We start from the raw sequence: 17695 nt of genomic DNA, 5'->3' as shown, positions 1-17695 counted from the left end.
CTTGCGCTGAGTAGGAGTCATCAGCTTCATCGGGGAAGCGGTTTGGCTTGATGCCCGGCAGAATCCATTACCGTACAAAACCGATATGGCATCGCGCAGGTTTTTGTCAACGCCCTGTTGGGCTGTTGACATCAGGTGAGATGATGAGCGACCGAGTTGAGGCGCCGTATGGAAATCATTTCCGCATCGGGTCCGTGAGGGGACCCTTGATCGTCATTTGGAGGCACGCGCCCCGCGCCATGACTTTATACTAACGCCAACTCCAGATCGCGGTGCCGCCTACTCATGCCTGTGTCGGGTAGGGTTGCTGCGGCCAGATCGTGATCCGAATAAGGCTTCGGCAAGAAGCGAGCGCCAGGGGGGAGAGCGGACGGGCGGAAGCGGCCGGATGTAATGATGATAGGGACACCTGGACAGAGCCGCGAGAATTCACGCGCCAGATCCATGCCCGACGAACCATCGGCAAGATCGATGTCGGCAAACAGGAGACTGACGCCTTTCTCAACACCCAGGACAGCCAGAGCCTCCAACTCGGTGCGCGCTTCCAGAACCTCGAAGCCGAGGTCCTGCATCATATCGCATCCGACCATGGCAATCAGTGGTTCGTCTTCGACCAGCAGCACGATCTTCCGATGATCGTTCACTCTGTGCTGCCTTCCGTCGGTAAAGGCTGTGCGGTGTTTTCCGCGACGTCCGGAATGAGACTTTGAAAGATCGCGTCATTGGTGGCGCGCCATGTTTCGTCGGCCAGCCAGTTATAGTCCTGATCCGGCATGAGCGGGACCGCCTTCACCTGGTCGTTCGATATCCGCAGGAAAAAGCTTTTGCGTTTCTGATCGATCACGAGATAGCGAAGCGGGACCACAAGACTGTTCTTGCCTGCTACGAAGAAGCCGTCCGATGCGACGATCACGTAATCCCACCGGTCCTTCGTGCCGATCACGACGTTGCGGACTTCCCCGACGATCATGTCATCCGAGGTGCGCACCTCAGCTCCGATGATCTCACTCGCCAACAGACCTGGATCGAGGTCGTTGATGCTGACCAGTGCGTCTTCACCGGGTTCGCCTCGAGTACCCTTGATCTGGCCCAAACGGTGCCACTGCGGTTCACCGGCCGCGAGTTGCTGATCGGCTTCATCTTCATCATTTGTGCCAAGGCTCCCCATATGCGGCGCGGCAATCAGCTCCTTGATATTGCCGACGAGGCGTTCACAATCCTCCTCAAGCCCATAGTTCCAAAGCAGGAAGGCAGCGTCTCTCAAGGCGCGCAGATCATGAACGAGGTAACGGTTTTGGGGAGCGCGTAGTTCAGCGTTTTCGAGGACAGCCTCTTCCAGTTGGGCGTCCGATATGTTGCAGGCAGCCCAGCTCGCGTGTGGGCTCATCGCCAGCAGGAATGCGCCGGCGGCAATAGATCTCAAGCGTGTCATAGATATCCGATCAGCGGAATTATAGACTCCGTGTCGCCATCGCACGTGTCGGAAGGAAGCGAACCGCAGACGCTGATCTTCGCCACGTCAACGCATGTCCAAGACTTTTGTTCCAGAGTTTCTTTGCTTGCGTCATCAGTCGCTCCCACGATACGCGGAAGGCCCCGCCCCCAATCAAAGAAATTCCGGCCGAGATACCCCTCGCCTGATACGCCACCCCGGGACCACCGAAAATTGAATTCGACCACGACGTAACCAAAAGGTTGACAAACTTCTGGAACTCCAATACATAGAACTATCGATATTTTGCTGCTGAGCTTTGGTTATTGCGCGTGTAGCACCGCGCCCTGAACGAACCCTCCCTTTAAAGCATCGCTATCACCATCCGCTGCGCAATCGCGCTGTGGTACCTCCTATTGCTACGAAAGGGTTCATCATGACCACTGGCACAGTAAAATGGTTCAATTCCACCAAGGGCTTCGGCTTCATTCAGCCTGACAACGGCGGCCCGGACGCATTCGTCCACATCTCGGCTGTCGAACGCGCTGGCATGCGCGAAATCGTCGAAGGCCAGAAGTTGTCTTACGACATGGAGCGCGACAACAAGTCGGGCAAGATGTCGGCCTGCAATCTTCAAGCAGCCTGATTTGGGATCTGCTTTCCCCTGACCACGGATGTACTGGCAGTGTGAGAGCGCGAAACCCATGAGACCAATGAAGGTCAGGCAAATTGCCTGGCCTTTTTTTATGCCTCAACCGCAGCCGATAGAGGACTGCAGACTGGAGCTTTCATGACACAAGAAGCAGCAGCAGAACTACAGGCAATCAACACGGCCTGGCAGATCGCCATTCAGGAGATCCTGAGAGTGGTTGTGCGTGATATGTACATGACCGGTGATGAGCCGGCATTCAGATCGCAGGTCAAGCGCATCGAGGAGACGGCTGTCGACAGCATCTACTCGAGCTTGGCGCTCCGTGGCACCGACGAGTGGACGGAAGTTCTGGTCAAGGAAAAGGCCAGCAATTTCGTGACAACGCTGCTGACATCCTTCACCTACGACAAGGTTTGATGCAGGCTCACTATCGATCTGCTCTGTTGAAGCTGGACTCTCTCTGTGGCGAGCTGAGATCGCATGGTCGAAATGCCTGATGCGACCTCGTATCTGGTGGACGCCGCCTCGCGAAACTGATCGAATGGCACGCTGCAGAGATGTCTCGATCAGAGCGACCCACAGACAGGAGATAAGAGCGCATGGATGTGTTTCGGGCCATCTACACGTCACAACCCTTTGGTTATGACAGCGCAACTCTAGACGGAATCCTCATGGAGGCCCGGCGCGCGAATTTTCGTGACGGCATTACAGGTGCCTTGATCTGCCGCGCAGACATCTATCTACAGTGGCTCGAAGGCCCCGAGCCGGAGGTCCGCAAGACCCTCGAGCGCATCGAGCGCGACGACCGCCACCTCGATCTCAAGGTCCATGTTGCAGAACATGTTGCAGAGCGGATGTTCGGAGAATGGGCCATGTTGCACGATCCGGCGGCAACATGGATCTGGACGCAAAGCGAGATCGAAAGCGGCGCCCTCGAACGAGCGACCCCGGAAGAAATAACGGGTTTCTTTCTCAGACTTCCTCGTATCGGCGCGATTGACGACAAGTCACACCCCTGACCGCATGCTGTTGTCCGCCCACCGCTCCGATGAAACACCAGCGCCGTCTTCGGCTGATTATCAGGCCGCGAGCATTTCTCGCATGGCGGATATGATGCGGGCATGGTCATACGGTTTGCTGAAGAACTTGCCCTCGATCGGAAGAAGGTCATCTCTCAACTGCCGGTGTCCTGATGCAATGATGATCTTGACCGGAGGCCACCTGTCACGCACGGCCTCTGCCAGCTTCAAGCCGTCCATACTGCCGGGCATGTCGATGTCCGTGAACATGAGCCTGATTTCCGGATGGCTATCGAGAAGTCCAATCGCCTCATCGGCATTGGACGCTTCAAGGACGATGAAACCCTCATCCTGAAGCGACATTGCGATGTCCATGCGGACGATCACTTCGTCCTCAACGACAATAACGGTGGTCCCCTTCTGCGCCATTCCATTTACTTTCCGTCGGCGATGTCGTGTCACACGCCAATTGACTGATGAAGTAGGGGCAACGCACTCATCGGTGGATTGATCCTCGGTTTTTCCGGTTAGTCCCGGGTTAGTTAAGAGCGACCGCGTGTGAAGCCCGCCAGACGGCAATCAACTGGCACTTATCCGTTCGACGGGACCTCGCACGCTGCAGCGAAAGCCATCTGGTGCAAACACGATGTCAGGGACGTTGCCGAATAGAGACCCCAGGGCTGCCCGCACATAACGCGTGCCATATCCCTGCCGCGTCGGCTCGCGCACCGGCGGCCCACCGATCTCGGTCCAACTGAGAGAGAACTCACGGGGACCGTCGGCGGCAATCGCCCAGACAAGTGCCACGTGCCCCTCGGGCCGGGAAAGCGCACCGTATTTGATGGCATTCGTGATGAGCTCGTGCAGGCACAATGCGATCGTTGTCCCGGCGTCCCGACTGACGACCATATCCGCACCGGTGACCTCGATCCGGGTGACGCCCTCGCCATTGTAGGGGGAGACTGTCAGCTCGACGACGTCGGACAGCCGGACCTCCTCACCACCAGCCTCGAAGACCGCGGCATGCACATTGGACAAGGCCTTCAGGCGGCCGGAAAAATCGCTGGCCAGATCTTCCACGGTTGCAGCACCGCGCTTCGTCATCTGAAAAATCGACTGGACACTCGCCAGAATGTTCTTAACCCGGTGGTTGAGTTCCAGGCGCAGCTCTTTTTCCCGTTCGATCGAATCCCGAACCTCGCGTTGGCGCAGCCGCACCAGGAGGTTGGACTGGATGCCGTTCACGAGTTCCAGCGGCGTGATCGGACGCGTATAGAACAGGACGCGGGCGCCCGGCCAGGAACCCTCCAGTTGGCCTCGAATACGAGCAAGGGGTGCCGCCCGCTCCAGGAGGACGATGATTGGCACTTCGGACCAGTCGGGCTGCCCGGCGAGATGCGCCCCAATCTGTGCGAAAACGGTCGGGTTCAAAGCCTCGTGCGTGATCACGATCATGCCCGGCGATCTGTCCAGATGCTTGACCAGTTCTGAATCGAGCTCAGACGCCATCACCTCGATCTGCTCTTCCTGCAAAAGGGCCGCGATATAGTCGGCATCCCTGCGGAAGGGAGCAAGGACGAGCACCCAGTCCAGCTCACTTTCGGTAGAAACGGTCATCCCTTTGATTCTGGGAGAGGGTTATAGGCCACCACGCTGACACCTCCACTCTCGATGATGAGTTCGCGAATGTTCAGATCGTGCGGGCCATGGCGCTTCTTGACGACTGTGATGTTCCGGCGCAAGCGCCCCTCATGCTCCATGATCCGCAACAGCAGAACGGTGTCGCCGAGGAAGCTCACATCGACATCGATGCCAACATTCTGGCCGATCAGACCATGCTGCGCAACGATCAGCATTGTCAGCACGCCCGAGCGGGCGAGATATTTGAGGAGCGACTGTATGTCGCGAACCGCCTTCTCCCGGTGGGGGAGAGAATTCAGGTAGCCGGTCAGACTGTCGATCACGACGACGCGTGACTTGTTCTGCGTGACGGCATCCTGGACGATCTGTCCGAATTCGCCCGGGGAAATCTCATTGGGATTGAAATCGCGCAGGATCAGCTTGCCGTCCTTGTGGAACTGCCTCAGCTGCATGCCCAAGCCTTCCGACCTGCGGAAGAAGGTCTCGAGCCGCTCCTCGAACAGGAAAAGCGCGACATTCTCGCCGCGCTCGAGTGCTGCTGTTGCGTAGAGTGAGGACATTGTCGACTTGCCGGTCCCCGACTGGCCGATAACCAGGGTTGTCGTCCCGGATTCCTGGCCGCCGCCGAACATCTCATCCAGCTCGGCGACCCCAGACTTGATCAGTTGCGGCTTGGCGCTCTCCGCCGCCGTGCTCGGCATGATCCGAGGGAACACCACGACGCCCTCGCCTTCGCGGATCGCCATATCGTGATACCCATCGGCGATGGGCACCCCGCGCATCTTTGAGACCTCGATGCGGCGACGGACGCCGCCGTATTCTTCAAGCGACTTGTCGAAACGGATAACGCCGTGGGCAAGGCCTTCGACCTCTTCCCCGCTGCGATCAGACCCGGCTGTCTGGGTGTCCAACAGCAGCGCCACGACATTCCTTTCAGCCAGGAACGACTTGAAGCCGATCAGCTCCCTGCGAAAGCGTGGGCTGTCACCGGTGATCAACCGGATCTCGAGGAGGGAATCGTAGACGAGGCGACGAGGCTTGTGTTCCTCAATCGCGGCTTCGATCGCTTTGCGCGTCTGATCCAGCCGAAGATCCGCCGTGAGAAATATGCTTTGGTCGTCGGCCTCGCTGACCGTACCAGACGTTGACAGCTCTTCGACCCGGATGCCGTCGAGCGTCCAGCCGTGCGAAAGGGCGATCGCTTTCAATTCGGCCGCCGTCTGCGAAAGCGTCACATAGATGCAGTTTTCGCCAGCCTCGACACCCGCACGGAGAAACTGAAGAGCGGCTGTGGTCTTGCCCGAACCCGGAGCCCCCTGCAGCATATAGAGGTTGGACGCCGGGAGCCCGCCGCGCAGGATTTCATCGAGGCCGACGATACCGGTGCTCACGACCGCGGGCTTTTTCTGTTTGGGCATGTTGATCTTCCACTTTGATAATCGGCGCATTCTAGATCGGCAGCGCGCTTCGTCATGGAAGAGCCGCCTGGCAGTTATAGGTGCCTCGCCTGAAACTGCAATGAAATTGGGACCTGACGCTCATGCGCTTGTCGTCACGAGACCCAGCCGTTTGCGGCAAGTCACGGGGCGAATAAGCTGCAAACCGTACAGCGTTCAACACTGCATGTGGTTTCGGTCGGTCGGAAGTCGGCTCGGTTTTCCGACCGGCAGCCAAACGCAAGGTTGTGGCTGTTTTTTGGCGGCGTAAGGCTGTCTAGCCGGCCGAGAACACATCGCCGATGCCTCGGACTGCAACGATGGTCCGCTGCACGTTTTCATATGATGTCGGACCAACGGTCGATTGAAGGCGCAAAGCTGCTCTCGCGCAAATGCTCACCCCACCTGCGGCCCGACGCGCTCAAGCAGGAGTGATTGCCACTCTCACGCCATGATGACGAAGTCCTTGCCTGTGCGGGTATCGGGCGCAAGCGGTGCATCGGTCAGGATCAGCACTGCGCCGGGGTGCAGGAGCCTTTGCATGGTCGACACGAAGGTCGGATCGGCGGATATCCGGGCGAGGAGGTTTGCGGCCATGTTGACCACGCCTTCATCATCGTTCGGATTGGCAAAGGCGATCCAGCGCATGCCGCGTGTCGCCTCGTCGAGGCCGTCGAGCAGGAAGACGTGGCTGCCGAGCTTGTCCCGGCCATTAACGGTGATCCGGCCCTCCGCGCGGATCTCGGAGTTTTCGACCAGCAAGGCCTTTCCGTCAAAGGTCGACATGATGACGGAAACGACGGGTTGCTTGCTGAGGTCGGTCCAGTCATTCGGCCGCTGCTTGCCGTGCAGCGCCGTCACGGCGTCACTGAATTCCCGTGCGGCATAGGCCCCCAGCACCATTCCCGGATGGGTGAGCGCCTGCGGATCCTGAGTCGATCCCGCGATGATGACCGGCGTTCCGAGATGGGTGATGTCGAAGAGGCGTTCGGAAAAGGCCATGGGCAGACGTACGCAGCCATGCGACGCCGGATAACCCGGCAGATTTCCCGCATGCAGAGCGATGCCGGACCATGTGAGCCGGTTCATGTTCGGCATGGGCGCATCGTCATAGGTGCTCGACTTGTGGTGCTTGTCCTTCTGCAGCACGACAAAGACGCCGGTCGGGGTCTCGTGGCCGGGCTTGCCGGTCGAACAGGTGGAGACCGCAATGCGAATGCCGTTGCGATACACATGCACGCGCTGTTCCGGGAGAGAGACGACGACCGCCACAGGTCCGGTGCGCTGGTGCTCCGGATGCCAGGTGAATTCCCCCGGCTTCAGCGCGGCGATCTCTTTCATCACTTCGCCGGCAAGTGTTCCGCCCGGTCCGGCCACGGCGGCCAGGGCCGCCAGACCGGAGATGAAATCTCGCCTGCCCCGCTCCTTGTTCCGCATGGCAGATCTCGCCCTCTCGCCTCTATCGGGACGGATCATTTCAGGGCTGCCCAAGGCTGTCCAATGAGTTTCCTGCTTGAATTTTAAAAAACTCTCATGAAACGTTGCATGGATCTGGCAGTTCATCCTCGGCGCGCATCAGTCGCTGCGGGTGCCAGACGACGATTCGAGCGCATCGGAGGGATCAGCGCATGGAGTTTCGCCACAACCTGCGCGCCTTGCATACATTCGAGACCGTATCCCGCCATCTCTCCGTTGCTGCAGCGGCTGCGGAACTGGGCGTTACCCAGAGCGCCGTAAGCCATCAATTGCGCCTTCTCGGAGAAATCGTCGGCGAGAGGCTGTTGCAGAAAAGTGGCCGCGGGATCGTTCTGACCGATGCCGGACGCGATCTTGCACGGCGGCTCCAGCCGGCCTTCGCGGAGATCCATCGATCACTCGCCGAGACAATCGGCGGTTCTCGCGATCGCGTGCGGCTTGCGGTTTGCAGCAGTTTTGCGACGGCATGGCTCGTGCCACGTCTGAAATCCTTCTACGCCGCGCATCCTCAGATCGACCTGCAGATCATGATGTATGCGCAGGATCCCGACCTCACCGATGCCACGGGCGACGCCTTCGTCACCACCTTGCCAAGGGATCCGGGCTACCATGCTCAGCTTCTCTGGCCGGAATTCCTGGTTCCCGTCGTGTCATCGGCACTTGTGAGCGGCACGACGGAGCCCAGTTACATCACCACGGAGCTTTCGCCCGGCAAGATCGGTTCCGATTGGCAGGCCTATGCCAGACACAGCGGACGGGCGGATGTGAACCCAGGCGGCGACCGCTGGCTTTTTGCCTCTCACTATGTGGTCGCGCTCGACATGGTCCGTCTGGGACTTGGTGCCGCGCTGCTTCCGGATTTCCTGGTCGAGCCCTGGATCCGGGAGGGAAGCCTTCGGCTTCTTCACGAGGCAGCCATGCCAACGCATGAGGACTATCATCTCTGCATCAAGGAGAGCCGCCGGTCCGAACCGGCTCTCGACGCGCTGGTGCGGTGGTTCCGGCAGGAGCTGGCCAAAACCGACCGCGCGCCGCTGAGAGAAAGACTGCGCCTTGTGCAACCATGAGGTATTTTCATTTTAGACTAATTTAATTCACTGGTCGCGGCTCTGTGAGCATGCCAGTCTGAGGACATCGACAGGTTGTGAGGCTGCCGATCAAAGCCTTGCCCGAGGGAGATGTCCGATGCGTTTGTGGCGTGCGTTCGTGTGTGGAGTGATCGCCATGACGCTTGGCGTCATCGGCAATTTCGACGCCGGGTCTGTGGCTGCACAAGAGCGCAGTGTGCGTGTCGAATTCGGTCGTAGCCAGAGTTCGACGGTCATCCGTGGCACGGTTCGAGGCTATGACGGAGCAAGCTATCGCATCAATGTCCGTGGCAGCCAGCGGCTCGCCGTGACGATGAATAGCTCGAACAGCAGCAACTATTTCAACATTCTCGGCCCGAGCGGCGGCGAAGCGCTGTTCAACGGTTCGATCTCCGGGGACTTTGCCGACATCATCGTTCCCACGAGCGGCGACTATGTCGTGCAGGTCTACCTGATGCGCAATGCCGCCCGTCGTAATGAACAGGCGCGGTTTACGCTTCGCATCGAGGTGACGGGTGGCCGGCCGATCACGCCGCCCTCGCCCGATTTCGCCGACGGCCTGTCCGGCGGCCCCGACTTCTTCGAAGTGGCCGGCATAGCGCGGGGCGATGCGCTCAACATCCGCACGCGCCCCAGCGCCCAGAGCCCTATCGTCACCCGTGTCGTCAATGGCGAGATCTTGCGCAATGGCGGCTGCCGCATGACCGGGCAGACGCGCTGGTGCCGCGTTTCGCGGCCCGATGGCAGCAATGCCGGCTGGGCGGCGGGTCGGTTTCTGATCGAGGCAAGCAACTGAACCCGGGCTCTGATCGGAAGCCTGCAAGGCAACAGAAGGGAGAGACACATGGCAAGGCATGGAACGACGACGGGAATGATGTGCCTCGCCATCGGCCTGCTTGCTGGCTGCACCTCGGACGGAACCTCGCAATCGCCACCGATGGCGGCCGCGACCCAGCCCGTGATGGACGAGAGCGTACCGCCTGCGGCGCGCAGCGCCTGTCTCGCTGCCGTGTCCAACGCGACCAACAATGGCGATGTCCAGATCATGGAGATGCTATTCTCCGAAGCCAATTCGCAGGTGACAGTGGGCGTTGGACCGACACGAGCGCCGTGGCGCTGCCTCGTGTCGAACAGCGGCGCTGTGGTCAACGTGATGTCGATGACGAACGAGGGCAGCCTCTAGCTCGCTCTAGCCAAGCCAGCAGACGCTGCTTGCGACCCTGAGTTTCAGGAAAATCAGCCAAGGGGATTCCCGTGCGATCTTTCACCTCTAGTCTTCTTCTGTGTCTTGCCATGGCTCCGATCGCTTGCGCCACTGATCGGCCCCCTGTGCCTGCGGTCGGACCGGATCAGCTGGCCTTTTCGCTTGAAAACATGGACAGGACATCTGACCCGGGCAACGATTTCTACCGCTTTGCACTCGGCGGCTGGATCGATCGGGTCGAACGCCCGGCGGACCGGCCGATGATCGATGCCTTCGATTTCATGGGCCGCCGTCTGACGGCGCAAATGGAGGAAACGCTGCTCGATGCCGCCGCCAAATCGGGAACGGCGGAAAGGGGAACACCGATCCAGCAGGTGGGGGCCTTCTACACCTCCTTCATGGATGTCACGACACTCGATGCCAAAGGCATGACACCGCTCGATCCGGAGATGGCGAGGATCGATGCGATCGCCGATCTCGGCGACCTCGCTAGCTATCTCGGCCACTATCTTCTGGTCGCTGAGGATCTGGCACTGGCGGGCTTCGTGCCGACGACCGACATGGCCGATTCCACCCGCAATTCACTTTACTTCGTCGGCTCGTCCCTCGTGCTCGGCCAGCAGAACCTCTACGAGGAACCGGCGGGCTCGGCACTCGACCTCGCCTTGCGCAAGAACCTGACCGACATGCTGGTGGCGGCCGGTTACGAGCCAGCGCGGGCGACGGCCGTCGCGACGCTTGTCGCCGATATCGACCGGGAACTGCATGGCGGGTTGCTGACACCAGTAGAGGCCACGAACCCTGCCAATACCTATCAGCCGGTGACCTTTGCGGCCCTGCAGGCGGATATTCCAGAGCTCGACCTGACCGCTCTGCTTGCTGGTCTCGGCATGAAGCCGCCGGAACGGATCATCAAGTCGGAGCCGCGCTACCTTGCTGTCCTCGGAAAGGTACTGCGCGAACGCCCGATCGAGCAGATCCGGGACTACCTAAAGGTCAAGTTGATCAACCGCTTCAAGCCGTATCTCGGCAGCCGCTTCGAGGCGGTGATCGCCGACCAGCAGAAGATTCTGGTCGGCGTAGACAAGCTGCCACCGCGCGAGGAGCGGGTGCAGAACGAGCTGAAGATGTTTCTCGGCCACCCCGTCTCGCGGCTCTATGTCGAGCGGTTTTTCGACGACGAGACGCGGGCGAAGTCGGCCGACATGGTCGGACGTGTCAAGGACGCCTTCCTGGCGCGGATCGAGACCCGGGACTGGCTGACGGATGCCACACGGGCGGCGGCGAAGGAGAAGCTTGAGAAACTCACCTTCGAGGTCGGCTACCCTCAGACCTGGATCGACATGTCCAATGTCGAGGTGCGCCCGGACGACCTGATCGGCAATATCCAGCGGCTGATCGCCTTCGACGTGAAGCGCTCGCTCGACAAATTCGACGCACCGGTCGAGCATGAATCCTTTGCCAATGTGCAAGCGACGCTGCCGATCATCGTCAATGCCGCCTATGATCCCTCGATCAACGGTTTCGAAGTGCCGGCGGCAATCCTGCAGCCACCGGCCTTCGAGGCAAACCTCGATGCACCGGTCTACTTTTGCCGGCTCGGCGCCGTGCTGGGTCATGAAATGACACATGGCTTCGACAGTCGCGGACGGCAGTATGATGCTTCGGGCAATCTGCGCGACTGGTGGACGCCGGAGGACACCGCTGCCTTCACACGCGAGGCGGAAAAACTCGTCGAACAGGCGAATGCCTATGAAGTCCTGCCGGGGCTTACCCTCAACGGCGCACTGACGGTCACGGAAAACATGGCCGATGTCGGGGGCATCACGCTCGCCTATGCAGCGCTCAAGGACTATCTCGCCGAAAACCCGGAGGAGAATGTCGAGATCGACGGCTTCTCACCGGCGCAACGTTGCTTCCTCGCCTGGGCACAGTTCTGGGGCATGAAGTCAACCGACGGGGTCATTCGCAGCGTCTTCATGAGCGATGAGCATGCGCCTGGCATGTATCGCTCGGTCGCGGCCCTCAAACACGTGGACGACTTCTACACCGCCTTCGACATCACCGAGGGCGACCCGGAATGGCTGGCGCCGGAAAAGCGCGTGAGGGCCTGGTGAGACGCCTGTTTTTGCGGGCGCCGGAACGATGACGACAAGACAGGGAACGATCATGAAGCGTTACATCGCCATTTTCGCCGCCACGGCTCTCGGCCTGACGGCAGCCGCACAGCCGGCTACGGCCCGGATGAGCGACAAGGACAAGGCGGCAGCAGCCGCAGCCGCGATCGCTATCCTCGGCATTGCGGCCCTCGCCCACAACAAGCACCACTATCAGAATGGTTATGAACCGGGCAGTGGCGAGGAGACTGCCGAATTCGAGCGCGGCTACCGCGACGGTCTGCATGGCTATCCCTATTGGGAAGGCAACCGCACGCCGAGTTACGCCGAGGGCTATCAGGCGGGCGACCGCGAACGGGAGATCAGCATGGCGCATCGACGCGTCGCAGCCGAGGCCAAGGCCCCACCCATGGCCTATCGAGGCTGCGCCGAGATCGTCGCGCGCAACTTCGCCGTCGGCTTGAACCACGTGCATTTCACACGGGTACGCTCACCGGCCAAGCACGAATGGCTGATCGAGGCCGCCGTCGGGCATCAGTACATGACCTGCACCATGCGGGACACAGGCGAGTTGATCGACTTGCGCGGCGGACAGTTTTGAAAGCCGAAGATGCCGCAAGCGTGCGGCGGCACTGCCCGTTCCGGCGCTGTCCCTCATGGCGATCAGAGGCCTCGCACGACCTCTACGAGCTTCACCAGGTCGGTGGGCTTTCCGAGGTTTCTCGCGTCGGCAAGGCAGTCGTGCCGTGCAAGCTCGGCGGCGTCGCTGGCGCTTGCCAAGACGAACGGGATCCCGATCGATTTCAACAGGAGGGCGACGGGCGTGACTTTCTCCCCGCCCAGCGTCACGTCCAAGACAGCGGCGTCAGGCCGCTCGTCATTCAGCAGGCTCAAGGCTTGCCTCACCGATGCGGCAGGACCGATGACATCGAACCCGCCCTCGCGCAGGGCGTCCTCCAGCTCGATCGCGAGCCAAACCTCGTCTTCAACGACCAGGATGCGTTTTGCGGGCGGGTTGTCGATCATTAGGTCGGTCATGCGGACGCACTCGGAAAAACTAACACCACAGCCAAACCGTGCGGATGGTAGGACAGTTCCACCGATCCGCCAAGATGAGCGGCCATTCGGCCAATTAGCTCCGAGCCGAACCCCCTATGTTGCGGCGGTGAAACCATGGGGCCACCCTCTTCGCGCCACTCATAGCGCACCTGACTTGTCCCGTCGGGCGCAGGCTCCAGGGACCAGTGCGCATAGACTTTCCCGTCAGGCACGGACAATGCGCCGTATTTCGTAGAGTTTGTCGCAAGCTCGTGAAAGATCATGCTGAGAGAGACGATACGAGACCCCGCAACGACAACGGTCGGGCCAACACAGGTCAATTGCGCCACAGCTGTCTCGCCTACCGCCTGCAGGGCCAGCGTTTCCAGGTCGACGGCCTCGGAAGAGGCGGCGACCTCCTGGGCACGCAGGGTTCCCAGCAGCCTACTCAGAAATCGGTCGCGATAGTCGGCGGCGGTGAGGCCATCGACCTTGATCCGCATGGCCAGGGAACGAACGACCGCAAAGAGGTTCCTCATTCGATGTCGGGTTTCCGAGAGGATCATGTCCTTCTCCAGATCACGGCGCTGACGCTCGGTCACGTCATCGAAGAGAACGAGCATGCTGGTGCTGTTGTCATCGGGATGAACCAGGCGACGGGCGTCGACGAGAAAGGTCCGTTCGCCGATATTGGCAAACTCGTGTTTCACCTCATAGCCAACGACGGCGTGTGCCTTGGGCACGACGTTGGCGATGAGCTCGCGAAGTTCGGGAATATCCCATTGGCCATTTCCCAGCTCAAAAAACGGGCGGCCGAAAACATCGTCCCTCTCCACCTGAAAAGTCCTGAGGAAAGCGTTGTTGGCCGTGGAAACGCACAGGTTCTGATCAAGGACAACAATAGGCTGGGTCATCGTGTCCACGACACCCTGGGCCTGGATATGTCCTGATCTCAACAGGCGGTAAAGGTCCTCTAGCATCATCTGTTTGCCCTTAGACGCATAACTTCAAATCCGGACGACCAGCCGAGGCAATCGGTGATCGGCGGAGCAATGAGGGCGCGTCGGGTCATCGACCGTCTGAGCACTCCCTGTGCCCCATTTGCGTACTCATTGATCGTTTTTGAGAAATTCAGTGTGCAATCAAAAGTTCCACAACCGAAAACGCCTTTCAAGATTCTGCATGCTGCAGTGGAACCAAATTGCCGCGGCAGAGTTGATTACGGTCGAAATGCGGGCGTTTGGGGAAATGGCGTGAATCTGGCAACACCGAATTTGCATCAGGACATCTTTATCGGTGACAGCGAGATGGCGCAGATGATGCGCCAACATGATTGGGGGCAGACGTCGCTCGGGTCGCCAGAACGGTGGCCTGAAGCGCTGAAGGTCGCCATCCGACTTCTTTTGACTTCGAAATTCGAGATGTGGCTGGGTTGGGGGCCGGACATCGCCTTCTTCTACAATGACGCCTATCGCCCTACTCTTGGCAACAAGCATCCCAACGCGCTTGCGGTGCCTACGAATATCCTATGGGCGGAGATCTGGGATGACATCAAGGACCGTCTTGCGACGGTCTACGGATCCGGCCAGGCGACCTGGGACCGGGCTTTGCTTCTTCTCCTGGAGCGAGGCGGATATCCCGAGGAAACCTACCATACCTTCTCTTACAGCCCTCTGATCGGTGACTCCGGGAAGGTCGAAGGCGTCTTCTGTGCCGTCACGGAGGAAACCGAGCGGGTCATCAGTGAGCGACGCATGGGCACAATGCGTACCCTTGCCTCGGGACTGGCAGCCGCAGACACCAAGAGGGAAGTGCTCGATGCATCCCATCAAGCTCTGAGAGACAATCTCTATGACCTGCCATTCAGTGCGCTCTACCTTTTCGACGAGGAAGGTCGGGCCAGACGGCAATGGGCCTCGGGCACTTACGATGATCATGACCTGCTCCCGGCTTACATCGACACGATGCACAGCGTCTGGAACCTGAAAGCTGTCGACGCCTGTCAGGCGCTGGAGCTCATTGACCTCTCCGGAACGCCTGACGTCCCTCGTGGCGCATGGCAGAATGCGCCTGTCCAGGCGGCAGTCATTCCTCTTGCTGGGCAAGGCAGCGGGAAGGCAACCGGCATATTGATCGCAGGCCTCAATCCCCATCGGGCCGTAAGTGACGAATATCTCGACTTCTTCAAGCTGATTGCCGGCCAGATCACATCGCGTCTGGCCAGCGCAGAAGCTTTTGAGACCGAGCGGCGGAGAGCAGCAGCCCTCGCGGAAGCCGCAGAATTGCGAGATCAGGCGGCCGCGGCCCTGGAGCAGATAAACCGCCAGCTCTCCTCCGAAGTTGAACTGCGCACGGCCGAGCGGGACCGGATGCGGGCTCTCTTCCAGCAAGCCCCGAGCTTCATGTGCATTCTGAGCGGCCCCGACCATATGTTCGAGCTGGTCAACGACGCCTATCTCCAGCTTGTCGGAAAGCGCGAACTGGTGGGGTCGACCGTGCGAGAGGCCCTTCCCGAGGTCGAAGGCCAGGGTTTCTTCGAACTGCTGGACAGCGTGTTCCAATCAGGAAGGCCGTATATCGGGCGCAACGTGAAGGTCAATCTTCAGCGGGAGGGCTCGACCGAGCCCGACGAGCGGTTCCTCAATCTCATCTATCAACCGATCTTTGATCAGGCGAACCAGGTCACGGGCATTTTTGTCGATGGCTTCGATGTCACCCATCAGCGGCGTGCGGAGGAGCAACTGCATAGCCTCAACCATACGCTCGAACTAAGGGTGGAACAGCGCACGACAGAGCTGAGGACGGCGCTTCTCAAGCTGGAAAGCGAGACGGTCGAACGCGAGAGTGCACAGCTGGCGCTCAGACAGGCTCAGAAGATGGAGGCACTTGGCAACCTAACGGGCGGCGTCGCGCACGACTTCAACAATCTTCTCCAGGTCGTGGGTGGCAATCTGCAACTGCTTTCCAAGGACATAGAAGGAAACGAGCGGGCCGAACAGCGTTTGCAGAATGCTTTGTCCGGGGTTGCGCGCGGCGCGAAACTCGCCTCGCAGCTCCTTGCCTTCGGCAGGCGCCAACCGCTCGAGCCGAAGGTGGTCAACGTGCGCAGGCTCATCCAGAACATGGATGACATGCTTCGCCGTGCTCTTGGCGAAGAGATCGAACTGGAAACGGTCGTGTCGGGAGGATTGTGGAACACACTGATCGATCCCAGCCAGCTCGAAAACGCCATACTGAACCTGGCGATCAATGGGCGCGATGCCATGGATGGTCGTGGGCGCCTGACGATCGAAGCGGCCAACTCGGTCCTGGACGACGACTATGCCCGGATGCATGAAGACGTTCGGCCCGGTCAATATGTCATGGTTGCCGTGACCGATACCGGATCCGGAATCCCGTCCGAAATCATCGAGCATGTGCTGGAGCCGTTCTTCACGACGAAATCGGATGGAAAAGGCAGCGGTCTTGGGCTCTCGATGGTCTACGGCTTCCTCAAACAGTCCGGTGGCCACCTCAAGATCTACAGTGAACCGGGGCATGGGACGACGATGCGTCTCTACATGCCGCGCACCATGCAGGTCGAGGACAGCCTGACTGATCTCAGCTCGCATCCGGTAAAGGGTGGAAGTGAGACAGTTCTGGTCGTCGAGGACGATGACGGCGTTCGTGACACCTCGGTCGCGCTTCTGGCTGACCTGGGATATCGCGTCCTGAAGGCACAGGATGCGCATTCGGCATTCGCAATCGTCAACAGCGGCGTGCAGATCGATCTCCTGTTCACCGACGTCGTCATGCCGGGTCCGATGCGCAGCACCGAACTCGCTCGCAAGGCCAAAGCACTCTTTCCGCACATGGCGATCCTCTTTACGTCGGGCTACACCGAAAACTCGATCGTGCATGGCGGGAAACTGGACGCCGGCGTCGAGCTCTTGTCGAAGCCCTACACGCGTGAGGCTTTGGCGCGCAAAGTCCGTCATGTCCTCGGCAATGCACAACAGCACCGTATTGCAGTGGAGCGCCTGGAGCGTCACGAGCAGGCGCAGACAAGCATCCCATCCGCGCCCGTACCGGCGCCCGCTCCCGCATCGGTGCCCGAACCGAGCAGCATGCAGAACGCACGCACGCGCATCCTCGTCGTGGAAGACGAACCGCTCATTCTGATGTCGAACGTGGACATGGTGGACGAGCTCGGACATGAGGTCGAAGAGGCGAGTTCTGCCGAAGATGCGCTGAAGATCATGGAGAAAGGACACATCGACATCCTGTTGACCGATGTGGGGCTTCCCGGAATGACCGGGATGGAGCTGGCACGGACCGTTCGGGCACGATGGCCTGATGTGAAGATCATATTCGCCAGCGGCGACAACACGGCCCAAACGACCTCGGGCATCGATGACGCCTTGCAACTGTCCAAACCCTTCACGCTCGATGCGCTCAAGACCGTCCTGATACAGGCGCAGGACAAGACCTGACGGATCTTGCTTTGGGCGCTCCGGCTTCCCGCGCAGTTGAAAACGCGGGGACCTGCCGCCCCGGTACGCGCCGCGGCTTGCGTGAGACAATGAAGATCCGCTTGTTCCCTGGGTGAATTG

Annotated in this window: 17 protein-coding genes and 1 riboswitch; of the genes, 9 read left to right on the top strand and 8 right to left on the bottom strand. The window is 59.9% G+C overall.

Annotation, left to right across the window (positions count from 1 at the left end):
• Positions 1-4: 4 nt before the first annotated feature.
• Positions 5-81, bottom strand: a riboswitch (Fluoride riboswitch).
• Between the two features lie 164 nt (positions 82-245).
• Both QWE_RS12660 and QWE_RS12655 read right to left on the bottom strand, forming a co-directional pair.
• Positions 246-644, bottom strand: a complete 399-nt coding sequence (locus QWE_RS12660) for a response regulator (protein ID WP_006726527.1) — start codon at positions 642-644, stop codon at positions 246-248.
• On the bottom strand, positions 641-1432 hold the full coding sequence (locus QWE_RS12655) for a PRC-barrel domain-containing protein (protein ID WP_052018169.1): 792 nt from the start codon (positions 1430-1432) through the stop codon (positions 641-643). The genes QWE_RS12660 and QWE_RS12655 overlap by 4 nt, the downstream gene beginning before the upstream one ends.
• Positions 1433-1868: 436 nt before the next feature.
• On the opposite strand from QWE_RS12655, the gene QWE_RS12650 reads away from it, so the two are divergent.
• The 3 genes from QWE_RS12650 to QWE_RS12640 all read left to right on the top strand — a co-directional run bounded on the left by QWE_RS12650 (position 1869) and on the right by QWE_RS12640 (position 3103).
• Complete coding sequence (locus QWE_RS12650; RefSeq protein ID WP_006726525.1) at positions 1869-2078, top strand: cold-shock protein; 210 nt, start codon at positions 1869-1871, stop codon at positions 2076-2078.
• Between the two features lie 144 nt (positions 2079-2222).
• Positions 2223-2501, top strand: coding sequence for a hypothetical protein (locus QWE_RS12645; RefSeq protein ID WP_006726524.1), 279 nt, complete (start codon positions 2223-2225; stop codon positions 2499-2501).
• A gap of 182 nt (positions 2502-2683) precedes the next feature.
• Positions 2684-3103: a BLUF domain-containing protein gene (locus tag QWE_RS12640; protein WP_040300119.1), complete on the top strand. Its 420-nt coding sequence runs from the start codon at positions 2684-2686 to the stop codon at positions 3101-3103.
• Positions 3104-3163: 60 nt separating this feature from the next.
• Here QWE_RS12640 and QWE_RS12635 read toward each other — a convergent pair whose 3' ends face one another.
• The 4 genes from QWE_RS12635 to QWE_RS12620 form a co-directional block, all read right to left on the bottom strand.
• Positions 3164-3532 carry a response regulator gene (locus QWE_RS12635; RefSeq protein WP_006726522.1) on the bottom strand — a complete coding sequence of 123 codons (369 nt, stop codon included), beginning with the start codon at positions 3530-3532 and terminating at the stop codon, positions 3164-3166.
• A gap of 150 nt (positions 3533-3682) precedes the next feature.
• Positions 3683-4720, bottom strand: a complete 1038-nt coding sequence (locus QWE_RS12630) for a sensor histidine kinase (RefSeq protein WP_006726521.1) — start codon at positions 4718-4720, stop codon at positions 3683-3685.
• Positions 4717-6162 (bottom strand): DUF7125 family protein, encoded by a 1446-nt coding sequence (locus tag QWE_RS12625; protein ID WP_006726520.1) that lies wholly within the window; start codon positions 6160-6162, stop codon positions 4717-4719. Before QWE_RS12625 ends, QWE_RS12630 begins: the two co-directional genes overlap by 4 nt.
• A gap of 462 nt (positions 6163-6624) precedes the next feature.
• Positions 6625-7617: a L,D-transpeptidase gene (locus QWE_RS12620; RefSeq protein ID WP_006726519.1), complete on the bottom strand. Its 993-nt coding sequence runs from the start codon at positions 7615-7617 to the stop codon at positions 6625-6627.
• 191 nt (positions 7618-7808) lie between these two features.
• Between QWE_RS12620 and QWE_RS12615 the strand changes: the two genes are divergently transcribed.
• From QWE_RS12615 to QWE_RS12595, 5 genes are all read left to right on the top strand, one after another.
• The gene (locus tag QWE_RS12615) at positions 7809-8723 is read left to right on the top strand and encodes a LysR family transcriptional regulator (protein ID WP_006726518.1); all 915 of its coding nucleotides are present in this window, start codon (positions 7809-7811) and stop codon (positions 8721-8723) included.
• 157 nt (positions 8724-8880) lie between these two features.
• Positions 8881-9540 (top strand): SH3 domain-containing protein, encoded by a 660-nt coding sequence (locus QWE_RS12610; RefSeq protein ID WP_006726517.1) that lies wholly within the window; start codon positions 8881-8883, stop codon positions 9538-9540.
• 48 nt (positions 9541-9588) lie between these two features.
• A complete protein-coding gene (locus tag QWE_RS12605; protein WP_100220900.1) occupies positions 9589-9927 on the top strand; it encodes a putative periplasmic lipoprotein in 339 nt (112 codons plus the stop codon).
• Between the two features lie 191 nt (positions 9928-10118).
• Positions 10119-12065, top strand: a complete 1947-nt coding sequence (locus tag QWE_RS12600) for a M13 family metallopeptidase (RefSeq protein ID WP_167539697.1) — start codon at positions 10119-10121, stop codon at positions 12063-12065.
• 52 nt (positions 12066-12117) lie between these two features.
• Complete coding sequence (locus tag QWE_RS12595; protein WP_006726514.1) at positions 12118-12666, top strand: hypothetical protein; 549 nt, start codon at positions 12118-12120, stop codon at positions 12664-12666.
• A gap of 62 nt (positions 12667-12728) precedes the next feature.
• Here QWE_RS12595 and QWE_RS12590 read toward each other — a convergent pair whose 3' ends face one another.
• On the bottom strand, positions 12729-13091 hold the full coding sequence (locus QWE_RS12590; protein ID WP_006726513.1) for a response regulator: 363 nt from the start codon (positions 13089-13091) through the stop codon (positions 12729-12731).
• Between the two features lie 8 nt (positions 13092-13099).
• Entirely contained in the window at positions 13100-14086 is a 987-nt protein-coding gene (locus QWE_RS12585) for a sensor histidine kinase (RefSeq protein WP_006726512.1), read from the bottom strand.
• Positions 14087-14410: 324 nt separating this feature from the next.
• On the opposite strand from QWE_RS12585, the gene QWE_RS12580 reads away from it, so the two are divergent.
• Entirely contained in the window at positions 14411-17575 is a 3165-nt protein-coding gene (locus tag QWE_RS12580) for a hybrid sensor histidine kinase/response regulator (RefSeq protein WP_040300183.1), read from the top strand.
• The last annotated feature ends 120 nt before the right edge of the window (positions 17576-17695 follow it).

Source organism: Agrobacterium albertimagni AOL15 (assembly GCF_000300855.1).
Taxonomy (GTDB): domain Bacteria; phylum Pseudomonadota; class Alphaproteobacteria; order Rhizobiales; family Rhizobiaceae; genus Allorhizobium; species Allorhizobium albertimagni.
Note: the sequence above shows the minus strand (reverse complement) of the source record. Positions and strands in the feature narration are given on the sequence as shown.